The 10,730-nt window shown below is 72.6% G+C and carries 8 protein-coding genes and 1 pseudogene; 2 read left to right on the forward strand and 7 right to left on the reverse strand.

The window, feature by feature from the left end; genetic code table 11:
- Positions 1–78 precede the first annotated feature (78 nt).
- From ABZ749_RS19175 to ABZ749_RS19200, 6 genes and pseudogenes are all read right to left on the reverse strand, one after another.
- Positions 79–663 (reverse strand): TetR/AcrR family transcriptional regulator, encoded by a 585-nt coding sequence (locus ABZ749_RS19175; RefSeq protein ID WP_357229562.1) that lies wholly within the window; start codon positions 661–663, stop codon positions 79–81.
- Between the two features lie 376 nt (positions 664–1,039).
- Entirely contained in the window at positions 1,040–2,698 is a 1,659-nt protein-coding gene (locus tag ABZ749_RS19180; protein ID WP_357229572.1) for a bifunctional diguanylate cyclase/phosphodiesterase, read from the reverse strand.
- 79 nt (positions 2,699–2,777) lie between these two features.
- Complete coding sequence (locus ABZ749_RS19185; RefSeq protein ID WP_357229564.1) at positions 2,778–3,587, reverse strand: SAM-dependent methyltransferase; 810 nt, start codon at positions 3,585–3,587, stop codon at positions 2,778–2,780.
- Positions 3,588–3,776: 189 nt separating this feature from the next.
- The gene (locus ABZ749_RS19190; protein WP_030337723.1) at positions 3,777–4,445 is read right to left on the reverse strand and encodes a response regulator transcription factor; all 669 of its coding nucleotides are present in this window, start codon (positions 4,443–4,445) and stop codon (positions 3,777–3,779) included.
- Between the two features lie 7 nt (positions 4,446–4,452).
- Positions 4,453–6,144: a GAF domain-containing sensor histidine kinase gene (locus tag ABZ749_RS19195; RefSeq protein ID WP_357229566.1), complete on the reverse strand. Its 1,692-nt coding sequence runs from the start codon at positions 6,142–6,144 to the stop codon at positions 4,453–4,455.
- Positions 6,145–6,158: 14 nt separating this feature from the next.
- A pseudogene (locus ABZ749_RS19200) lies at positions 6,159–7,103 on the reverse strand (AMP-binding protein); the annotation flags it as partial.
- A gap of 101 nt (positions 7,104–7,204) precedes the next feature.
- On the opposite strand from ABZ749_RS19200, the gene ABZ749_RS19205 reads away from it, so the two are divergent.
- On the forward strand, positions 7,205–7,876 hold the full coding sequence (locus tag ABZ749_RS19205; RefSeq protein ID WP_357229568.1) for a BON domain-containing protein: 672 nt from the start codon (positions 7,205–7,207) through the stop codon (positions 7,874–7,876).
- Between the two features lie 151 nt (positions 7,877–8,027).
- Positions 8,028–9,083 carry a glycosyltransferase family 4 protein gene (locus tag ABZ749_RS19210; RefSeq protein WP_357229574.1) on the forward strand — a complete coding sequence of 352 codons (1,056 nt, stop codon included), beginning with the start codon at positions 8,028–8,030 and terminating at the stop codon, positions 9,081–9,083.
- A gap of 18 nt (positions 9,084–9,101) precedes the next feature.
- Here the strand turns inward: ABZ749_RS19210 and ABZ749_RS19215 are convergent, their stop codons facing one another.
- Complete coding sequence (locus ABZ749_RS19215; RefSeq protein ID WP_357229570.1) at positions 9,102–10,592, reverse strand: serine/threonine-protein kinase; 1,491 nt, start codon at positions 10,590–10,592, stop codon at positions 9,102–9,104.
- Positions 10,593–10,730: the final 138 nt, after the last annotated feature.

Genomic DNA, 10,730 nt, shown 5'->3' on the forward strand with positions numbered 1-10,730 from the left:
CGACAGTGACCCGGACGGCTGAGGCGGATGCACGATTTCACCTCGAACAGCAGGGGCACGTGTCCTCCGGGTCGGTTTTCAGGCGGGCGTCGGGCCGAGGTGCGCGTCCAACGCGGCGTGCAGCAGGGCATCGTCGTCGGTGGTGCCGGTGGCCAGCGGCAGGCTGCCCCAGGCCCAGAGTTGGGCGATGCCGTGCAGGTTCGCCCAGAGCGCGCCGGCCAGCACCGCTGCGGGCGCGTCGGTGGGCCGGCGTGCCTGCGCCACCAGGTCGGCCAGCATGGCGAACAACGGCAGGCTCGTCTCGCGCAGCCGAAGTCGGCCGCTGTCCAGCAGGTCGTGGCGGAACATCAGCTCGAACATGCCGCGGTGGGCCGCCGCGAAGTCCAGGTACGTCCGGGCCAGCGCGGTCAATCGGGTACGGGGGTCCGGATCGACGTCGCGCAACGTTCGCTCGACCTGGGCGGTGAGGTCGGCGAAGCCCTCCCGGGCGATGGCGGAGAGCAGGTCGACGTGGGTGGGGAAGTAGCGGCGCGGTGCGCCGTGCGAGACCCCGGCGCGCCGGGCGATCTCCCGCAGCGACACCGCCGACTGGCCCTCGCGCAGCACAAGGTCCACCCCGACGGCCACCAACCGAGCCCGCAGCCCTGTCTCGTCCGCGTCCATAGACACTGTCTACCAGCCGCCGTAGACGGTGTCTACCTCTTGCCCTGCGGCGCGTGGTGCGGTGCCCAACCGCGACGTCGTCCACTTTGGCGGTGGGTTGGCTCACGCAGGCGAGTCTCGGCGGCCTGCCGTGCCTTGCCGGAATCAGCATGATGTCTGTGAGTCATCAAGATGACTCACAGACATCACACTCAACGCAGTGTCCGGGCCGTTCTGTCCGCTCGCGTCGTTCGCTCGACCCCTGGCCACGGCTGCTCCCCTGCGAGTTTTGTGAAGCGCCCACTGGTGAGCCCGGCGAGCTGCGGGTGATGGGTGCAGGGTGAGCCGCAGTGTGCGAAGTGGGCGGGAACGGGTGGAGCGTGGGCGGGCCCGAGGGTCAGCGGATGCGGGCCAGGATGCGATCAGCGGGGGCCGGGCGGCCGAAGTGCCAGCCCTGGGCCGCGTCGCAGCCGATCGCGCGTAGCCGTTCGGCCTGCCCGGCGGTCTCCACCCCCTCGGCGGTGACGGTCAGGTCCAGCGCGTGCGCCAGCGAGACCAGGGAGGCGAGGATCCGCTCGTCGGTGCGGCCGACGGAGGGTGACCGCAGGCCGGCCACGAACTCCCCGGCCACCTTCAGTTCGGTCACCGGCAGGTCCCGCAGGTAGGCCAGGTTGCTGTAGCCGGTGCCGAAGTCGTCGATGGCGATGCGTACCCCGAGGTCGGCAAGGACCCGCAGGGCGCGGACGGGCTCCTCGGCGGTGCTCATCATCGTGCTCTCGGTGATCTCCAGTTGGAGCCGCTCCGGTGGCAGGCCGGTCTGCCGCAGCAGCGCCCGGACCTCCTGCACCAACCCGGGCCGGTGCACCTGCCGTACCGCCAGGTTGACGCTGACGAAGGGCGCGGCGGCACCCCCGGCCGACCACGCCTCGGCCTCGCGGCACGCCTCGGCCAACACCCAACCACCCAGCTGGACGATCAGGCCGGTCTCCTCGGCCAACCCGATGAAGCTGTCCGGGCGCAGCACCCCCAACTCGGGGTGTCGCCAGCGGACCAGCGCCTCCACGCCGACCAGGCTGCCGTCGCGCAGTGAGGTCAGCGGCTGGTAGTCGAGGTAGAACTCGCCCCGCTCCAACGCCGCCGGGATCGCCGCGGAGAGCGCGTAGCGGGCCAGTTCACGTTGGTTGCGCTCGGCGTCGTAGAGCGCCCAGCGTGCCCCACCGGCGGACTTCGCCCAGTGCAGGGTGCTGCCGGCGGCCCGCATCAGGTCCGTGGGGTTGGCCCCGGCGACCTGGCGCTCGACGATGCCGATGCTCGCGGAGATCTGCAACTCGTGCCCGTCGACCAGGGCCGGTGTGCCTACCGCGGCGAGCGCGGTCTCGGCCACCGTCACCATGTTGTCGGTGCCTGCGGTGCCTTCCACCAGGATGACGAACTCGTCGCCGCCGAGCCGGGCCACCAGATGCTCACCCATGGCCTTGCGCAGCCGCTCGGCCACCGTGGCCAGCAGCAGGTCACCGATCTGGTGCCCCAGCGTGTCGTTGACCACCTTGAAGCGGTCCAGATCCAGGAAGCACACCCCGACCCGCTGCGCGCCCCGGCCCGGTTCGTTGAGCGCGGCGGCGAGCCGTTCGGTGAACAGCGTCCGGTTGGGCAGGGCGGTCAACGGGTCGTGGGTGGCCTGATGCCGGAAACGGGCCTCGCTGGCCCGCAGCGCCCGCTCGGCCTGGGTACGGGCACGCATGGCGGCGCGGCGGATCGACTCCTGCTCGTCGAGCGTCCGGTCGCGCAGCGCGCGGGCGTAGCCGGTTGCCACGGCCGCCAACAGCCGGGCCATCCGGTCCTCGACGTCCTCGGCCACCAGGCCCAGGTCGCGCACCAGGCGGAGCTGGATGACCTCGACGGTACGACCCAGCCCTTCGGCGGAAGCGATGTGCGCGGCGACCAACTCGGCACCGACCCGGTGCCCGGCACGCAGGTCGAACGGCTCGGTGAGCAACGCCCCGGCCAGTTGCCCGGTGAGCCGGTCCAGCAGGGACTCCAACTGGGCCTGGGTCATCGGTAGGTAGCTGGTGCCGGAGACCGCCTTCGCCCAGGCCCGGGCGAAGGTCCCCGGGTGGGAGGCCGCCCCGGGCGACTCAGTCACCGAGGCGCCCGACGCCGCCCATGAAGACCGCGCGCTCGGCGTCCTCCGCGCTCTCCGGGGTGTCCGGTCGCCACTGGGGCACCCAGACCACGCCGGGGTCGAGCAGCTCGAAGCCGTCGAAGAGCGCGGTCAGCTCGGCGCGGCTGCGCACCGACAGCGGGTTGTCGGTGCGCCGGTAGACCCGCTCCGCCTCGGCGCGTTCGTCCTCGCTGCGCCCGTCGTCGCTGGCCTGCGACAGCACCAGGTAGCTGCCGGGCGCCAACGCGTCGCGCAGCGTCCGCAGCAGCTCCGCCGGCCGGTCGTCGTCGGGGACGAAGTGCAGGACGGCCACGATCATCACGGCCACCGGTTGGCTCAGGTCGAGCAGCTTGTGGACGTCCGGATGGGCCAGGATCGCCTCCGGGTTGCGCAGGTCCTCCTGCACGACTGCGGCCTGCTCGTTGCCGGCGAGGATCTCGCGGCTGTGCGCCACCGCCACCGGGTCGACGTCCACATAGACCACTCGCGACCGCGGGTCGAGCTGCTGGGCGATCTCGTGCACGTTGCCGACCGTCGGGATGCCCGAACCGATGTCCAGGAACTGTCGGATGCCGGCGTCGGCGAGGTGGTGCACGGCGCGGCGCAGGAACGCCCGGTTGGCCTGGGCCATCAACGGCGCCTCGGGCACCGCGGCGACCATGGCCTGCGCCGCGGCCCGGTCGGCGGCGAAGTTGTGCGAGCCGCCGAGGTAGTAGTCGTACATCCGCGCGACGCTCGGGCGCTCGATGTCGATGGTGTCGGGTGCCCAGTCCGGCCGCTGCATGCGTTTCACCCCTCGAATCCGCGACGCGAGCATCATCGCCCGCGCGGGTATTGTGCACCCGCCACGCACGCCAGACCATAGCGCGCCGAAGGTTGCCCGCCGACGTCGGTCGATGCGCGACGGTCCGCGCCGGCAGAAGCTGGCGCGGACCGTCGGTCGCGTCGTCCCGCTCGACGAGCGGGAGGCAGGTCAGAACTTCGGCGCGTCCGGTGCCTCGAGCAGGCCCAGCCGCAGCGCGGTCATCAGGGCCTGCGCCCGGTTGGCCGCGCCGAGCTTCTCGTAGAGCTTCGAGATGTGCGTCTTCGCCGTGGACTCGCTGACGAACAGCTGCTTGGCGATGCCCGCCACGCTCATGCCGTCCGCGAGCAGCCGCAGCACCTGCCCCTCCCGGGGAGACAACTGCGGGCCGGACGGGGCGAGCCGGCGCTTCATCGCCTCGGCCAGGTCGGCTGCGGTGAACGCGCTGGGGGAGGAGGCGGCGTGCCGTGCGGCAGCCACCACCTCGTCGGCCGGGGCGGTCTTCGGCACGAAGGCGCTCGCGCCGGCCTCCAGGGCACCGAAGAGCTGGTCGTCGCCGGCGTACATGGTCAGGACCACGATGCCCATCGACGCGCTGGACTTACGCAGTGCGCGGGTGGCCTCCAGGCCGCTGCCGTCGGGCAGCCGCAGATCCATGATCACCACGTCCGGCTGCAAGGCGCCGGCCTGGCGTACTCCCTCCGCCGCCGTGGCCGCCTCACCGACGACCTCGAACTGGCGGTCGCGCTCGAAGGCGTGCCGCAAACCCTTGCGAATCAGGTCATGATCGTCGACAAGGAGGACCTTGGTACGGGTGGCCGGTATCGGACTTGTGGTCATCCTCGGGTTACTCCCCTTCTGGTGCTGCGCTGCCGCGCACGTTATCGCGCCGGGCCGAGGTGCCGAGAACCACCGCCACGGTCGTGCCGCTGGGTTGCCGCGGCCTGATCTCCAACCGGCCCCGGATACGTTCCGCCCTCTCGGCCATGATCGCAAGACCGTACCGTCCGTCCGGGCGCTGGTCAGCCATCCCCTGACCGTCATCCGACACTTCTATTTGCGCGTACGGGGGGTCGATCTCGCACGTGACCCACAAATTCGACGCCCCGGCGTGCTTGCGCGCGTTGGTCACCGCCTCCTGCGCGATGCGCAGCAACTCGGCTTCGGTGGCGGCCGGCAGCCGGGCGGTGGACTCGTCCAGCGAGAGGTGCACCCGCAGCCCGCCGGACGCGCCCACGGTGCGCGCGTACTCGGCGATCGCCGCGGCCAACCCACCCTGCCGGTCCACCTCGCTGCGCAGCTCGAAGAGGCTCAGCCGCAGCTCCTGGATCACCCGGGTGACCTCGCCGCGCAGCGTACGCAGGGCTTCGGCGGTCTCGTCGGCGTCGTCGAAGACGGTGGCCAGGGCGTTGTCGATGCCGTAGCCGACCATCACCAGTTCCTGGGCCACCCCGTCGTGGATCTCCCGGGCCAGCCGCTGCCGCTCCTCGTTGGTGGCCAGCGAGCGCACCTCGTCGAAGAGCAGCGCCGCCTCCAGCCGCAGCGCGGCCGGGCGGGTCAGCGCGGTCACCCGGGACACCACCGGTGGTGGGTACGCCTGCGTGGCGTCGGCCTCCAGCACCACGAGCCCCACCGTGCGCACCCCGGCGACCAGCGGAATGATCAGCGCGGACACGTCGCCGCCGCGGTGCGAGCGGGACTGCGACCGGGCGGCCGTGGTGGCCTGCTGGGTGGCCCAGGCGTCGGCGATCGCCGAGTCCGCGTCCAGCGTCGTCTCCCAGTCCACCCGGTCGACGCCGGCCTGGGCGAGCACCACGAGGCGACCGCCGCCGCTGGCCGACAACACCGCGCCCCGGTCCGCGCGGGCCACCGTCCGCAGCTCCTCCAGCAGGTGCTCGGAGATGCCGCCGGGGTCCAGGGTCGCTCCGGGCAGTTGCCGGGCCACCGTCCGCAGTTGGGTCAGCAGCCGGGTCGCCTCGGCGTACGGCTGGGGTTTGCCCTCACCGCGGACCGCCATCACCCGGTGCAGCGTGCCGGCGGCGTAGAGCCCCAACGCCGCCAGGATCAGCCACTGCGCGCAGACCGCGAGGTAACCCGGCTGGCCGAGCTGAAGACCACCGTCGACCCGGGTCAGCGCGCCGCTGAGCAGCAGGGTGGCGGCGGTGACCACGAGCAGCGCGGCACCCTCCGGGAAGCGGCGGCGCAGCGCGGTGACGGTCACCGGGACCGCCAGGTACGGCAGCACCGCCGAGGCGCCCAGGCCGTCGACGGTGCCACCGATGGACGCCACCGCGGCGACGTGGCTCGCGGCCAGCCCCAGCACCACCACCTCGGCCACCCGGCTCAACGGGCCGACCAGCCGGTGCTGCGGTGCCAGCAGCGACGGCAGCCCGGCCACCGCCAGCAGCGCGATCCACCACAGCTGGGTGACGTCGCGGGTGGCGAACAGGGTCAGGATGGCGACCAGCGCCAGCATCACCACGCGGGCGGCCGCGGCGAGGGGATGCGGGTGCGGGGCGGTGGCTGTGGATGCGGGCACGTGACGGATGGTAGTCAGCCTCGGTAGATATCGGCGATCTCCGCCGCGTACGTCTTGTGGACAACCTGGCGCTTGACCTTGAGCGACGGGGTCAGCTCGCCGGTCGCCTCGGTGAAGTCGTGGGGCAGGACCCGGAACACCTTGATCGCCTCGGCCTTCGACACGGCCTGGTTCGCGGCGTCGACCGCGGCCTGGATCTCCTTGCGGAGGCCCTCGTGCTCGCGCAGTTGCTCGACGGTGGTGTCGAGGGGCAACCCGGCGTTCTCCAACCAGGCCGGCAGCGCCTCCTCGTCGACGGTGACCAGCGCCGCGATGAACGGCTTGGCGTCACCGACCACGACGCACTGGCTGATCAACGGGTGCGCGCGGACCAGGTCCTCGAGCACCGCCGGGGCGACGTTCTTGCCGCCGGCGGTGACGATCAGCTCCTTCTTGCGGCCGGTGATGCTCAGGTAGCCGTCGGAGTCGAGCTGGCCCAGGTCGCCGGTGCGGAACCAGCCGTCGGTGCTGATCGTCTCGGTCGTCGCGGCCTCGTTGCGCCAGTAACCCTGGAAGATCAGCTCGCCGGAGATCAGGATCTCGCCGTCGTCCTCGATCCGCACCGTCACGCCGGGCAGCGGACGGCCGACGCTGCCCATCCGGGTGCCGCTGGGCAGGTTCGCGGCGGCGGCGGGCGACGTCTCAGTGAGGCCGTAGCCCTCCAGCACCGTCACGCCGATGCCCCGGAAGAAGTGGCCGAGCCGGGCGCCGAGTGGCGCGCCGCCGGAGATCGCGTCCCGGCACCGTCCGCCGAGCGCGGCGCGCAGCTTGCGGTAGACCAGCCGGTCGAAGACCACGTGCTGGGCGCGCAGCGCCAGGCCGGGCCCGCCCGGGGTCTCCAGCGCCTCGCTGTACGCGATGGCGACCTGCTCGGCGCGGGCGAAGATGCCGCCCTTGCCGTCCGCCTCGGCCTTCTGCTTCTTTACGCCCGGACAGCGGTTCACCCGGATCGGGTGAACCGCCGTCACCCGTCCGCCCGGCAGGTTCGGAGGGCGACGACCGGAACCGGGGGTGGAGTGCCATGACCGAGGTGGTGGGTGTCCGCGAGGACCAGCGGATCCAACGCGACGTCCTGGCCGAGCTGGCCTGGGACCCCCAACTGCAACCGAACGAGATCGGGGTGACAGTCGACCAGGGCGTGGTCACCCTGACCGGGTTCGTGGACGGTGCCGCTCGCGGCTGGGCGGCGACCCGGTGCGCACAGCGGGTTCGCGGCGTACGGGCGGTGGCCGACGAGATGGAGGTGCGGCTGCCCGGCACCCCGGGGCGTACCGACGCCGAGATCGCCGACGCCGCCACCCGCGCCCTGGAGTGGGACAGCTTCGTGCCCGCCGAACGGCTGGACGTGACAGTGGCCAACGGCTGGCTGATGCTGCGCGGCGAGGTCGAGTTCGGGTGGCAGCGGCGGGCCGCCGAGGGTGAGGTGCGCCGGCTCGACGGCGTGCGGGGAATCACCAACCTGATCGAGGTACGACCCTCGGCGCCACCGGACGCCGAGCGGCTGCGGCGGGACGTCCAGCGGGCGCTGCTGCGCACGCTCGGCGGCGAGCGGGTGACCGTCGAGGTGGACGGCGACACGCTGGTCCTCGCCGGGGTGGTCCGTTCCTGGTGGGAACGCGACCAGGTCGAACGGGTGGCGTGGTCCGCGCCCGGGGTGCGGGTGGTCCACGACCAGCTCCTGGTGGGCGGGTGATCGTCGTCCGCCATGTCCGGTTTACCTCGGACGCCACCGGGAAACCGCCGCCGACCAGCGGCGCCGCCGTACCGGGGAGCAACGGGGAGGACTCGTGGCCGTGAACCACCCGCCTGCGGGACGCCCCGAGGAGCGGTCGTTGCGCATCGCGATGGTGGTTCCGCCGTGGTTGTCAGTGCCGCCGCCCGGCTACGGCGGCCTTGAACAGGTCGTCGCCGCCCTGGTCGACGCGCTCTGCGGGCAGGGGCACTCGGTGACCCTGTTCGGCGCCGGAGATGACCACGGCACAGCGGCCGACGGCTTCGTCTCCACAGTGGCCGAGGTCCAGTACGAGCGGCTCGGCGAGTCACTGCCCGAGCTGGCACACCTGGCCCGGGTGAATCGGCTGATCAGCCCGGCCGACTTCGACGTGATCCACGACCACACCACTATCGGTCCGCTGGTCGCCGGCCGTCGGGCCGTGCCGACGGTCGCGACAGTGCACGGCAACCCCGTGGGGGAGTACGGCGACGTGCTGAGCGACATCGACGCGGGCGTGGCACTGGTGGCCATCTCGCACGCCCAGCGCCGGCTGAACCCGAACCTGCCCTGGGCCGGCACCGTGCACAACGCGCTCGACATCCGCGGTTTCCCGCGCAAGCACACGCCCGGCGCGGGGCCGGTGCTGTGGTTGGCCCGGTTCAGTCCGGACAAGGGCCCGGACACCGCCATTCGGGCGTGCCGGGCGGCCGGACTGCCGCTGCTGTTGGCCGGCAAGTGCAACGAGCCGGCCGAGCGCCGCTACTACGAGCAGGTCGTCGCGCCGATGGTCGACGACGACGTGACAGTGGTGCTCAACGCGGACCGCGCGACGACGCTGCGGATGCTCGTCGACGCGCGGTGCCTGATCATGCCGATCCAGTGGGACGAGCCGTTCGGCATGGTGATGCTGGAGGCGATGGCCACCGGCACGCCGGTGGTGGCGCTCAACCGGGGTGCGGTGCCGGAGCTGGTGCGGCCGGGGCTGACCGGGCTCGTCGTCGAGCGGTCGGAGGAGCTACCCGCGGCGTTGCTCGCGGCGGAGCGACTCGACCCGGAGGAGTGCGTGGCGCACGTGGCCCGGAACTTCTCGGCCGAGCGGATGGCGAGCGGCTACGCCGAGGTCTATCGGCGCTTTGCCCTCGGCCGGCACGACGTCCGTGAGCCGGCCCGGGTGCCGGTGCGCTGACCCACCGGTGTCGCCGGGTCAGGCCCCGGTCGCCCCCAGCTCGGCGATGGCGGCGTCGAGCCGGGAGGCGTACGCCGGGCTGATGCCGCCCTCGCCGAGACGGACGGCGACCTTGGCGCGCAGCCGGGCCACCGGCGGTGCCAGCTCTTCGCGGCCGGAGCTGACCGCGACGGTCAGGTTGCGCAGCTCGTTGCGCAGGTCGAGGGCCACGTCGTCGCGGATCTCGCCGGCGCTCAGCCCGGTGCCGATCAACCCGTCGACCCGGTTCGCGACCTCGGTGAGGGTGCCCGGGTTCGAGGTGGGCGGCTTCGTCGAGGGCGTCGGGGTCGGCGGGGTGGACGTGATCGGCGTGGACGGCTGGGGGGTCGGCGGGTCGGTCGACGGGGTCGTCACCGGCCCGGCGGAGGGCTGTGCCCGGCGGGTCGGCTGCTGTTCGGGCAACAGCGCCACCCCGGCCACTGTCACCCCGACGGCCAGCACCGCCAGCAGCACCACCAGTCGCCGCCGCGACCAGCTCGACCCGGTCGTCGGCTCGCCCGCGTTGGAGGAGGCTCCGCCGTACGAGGCGGCTCCATCCAGTCGCGCCGCCGCCGGGACGCTGGCCGTCGCGACGGTGGGCGACTGCGGTGGCAGGGGCTGGGTGGGCACCCGGATGGTCGCCGTCGGGGGCTCGGCGGGCAGCGAATGGTCGCGGAGCGCGGTGGCGACCTGCCGGGCGGTGGGTCGGTCGGCCGGATTCCGGGCGAGGCTGCGCAGGCAGATCTCGACCACCGGCGCGGGCAGGTCCGGTAGATCGGCCAGCGTCGGCGGCGGACCACTGGCCAGCGCGGCGCTGAGCTGTTCCCAGGTGTCCGCCGGATACGGAACCCGGCCGGTGAGCGCCTCGTGCAGCAGCACGCCGAGCGAGTACACGTCGGTGGACGGCTGGGCCGGCGCGCCGTCGAGACGTTCCGGGGCGACGTACGCCGGGGTGCCGAAGGTCTCGCCGTCCTCGTCCTCGTCGGGCGCGCCGATCCGGGTGGCGATGCCGAAGTCGAGCACCTTGACGCCCGTCCCGGTCATCATCACGTTGGCCGGGGTGATGTCCCGGTGCACGATGCCGAGCCGGTGCGCGGCCGCCAGGGCGTCCGCCACCTGCGCCCCCACCTGGACCGCCTCGGTCCACGGCAGCGGCCCCTCGGTGAGCCGAAGCTTCAACTCCTCGCCGCTGAGCAGCTCCATCACCACGAACGAGGTGATCGAGCCGTCCGGGTCGACCGTCTCGCCGTAGTCGTGCACGGAGGTCAGGTGCGGGTGCACCAACTGGGCGGCGGCCCGTGCCTCCTCGCGCACCATTCCTCGGAACCGCGCGTCCGCGGCGAGTGACGGGGCGAGCACCTTGAGCGCGACCACCCGGTCCAGTACCTCGTCCCGGGCACGCCAGATGACCGACATGCCACCGGCGCCGATCTGGTCCAGAAGTCGGTATCTGCGAGCCAGCAATCGGCCCGGATGCAGCGCTGCCTTCACGGATCGCACCTGCCTCAGGGGTGGGAGCGGTATCAGGTTGCGCGAATGTGTCCTGCCTGTCAACGCCGGGTGCTGACCGACGCTGCGATCAACTCGCGCAGCGACTCGCTGGTCGGCCTCAAGGAGAACGTGATCATC

This window comes from Micromonospora sp. NPDC047753 (assembly GCF_040642735.1).
GTDB lineage: Bacteria > Actinomycetota > Actinomycetes > Mycobacteriales > Micromonosporaceae > Micromonospora.

Coding starts and splice junctions, on each gene's coding strand:
- ABZ749_RS19175 (WP_357229562.1), bottom strand. CDS start 663: ATGGACGCGGACGAGACAGGGCTGCGGGCTCGGTTGGTGGCCGTCGGG.
- ABZ749_RS19180 (WP_357229572.1), bottom strand. CDS start 2,698: ATGACCCAGGCCCAGTTGGAGTCCCTGCTGGACCGGCTCACCGGGCAA.
- ABZ749_RS19185 (WP_357229564.1), bottom strand. CDS start 3,587: ATGCAGCGGCCGGACTGGGCACCCGACACCATCGACATCGAGCGCCCG.
- ABZ749_RS19190 (WP_030337723.1), bottom strand. CDS start 4,445: ATGACCACAAGTCCGATACCGGCCACCCGTACCAAGGTCCTCCTTGTC.
- ABZ749_RS19205 (WP_357229568.1), top strand. CDS start 7,205: ATGACCGAGGTGGTGGGTGTCCGCGAGGACCAGCGGATCCAACGCGAC.
- ABZ749_RS19210 (WP_357229574.1), top strand. CDS start 8,028: ATGGTGGTTCCGCCGTGGTTGTCAGTGCCGCCGCCCGGCTACGGCGGC.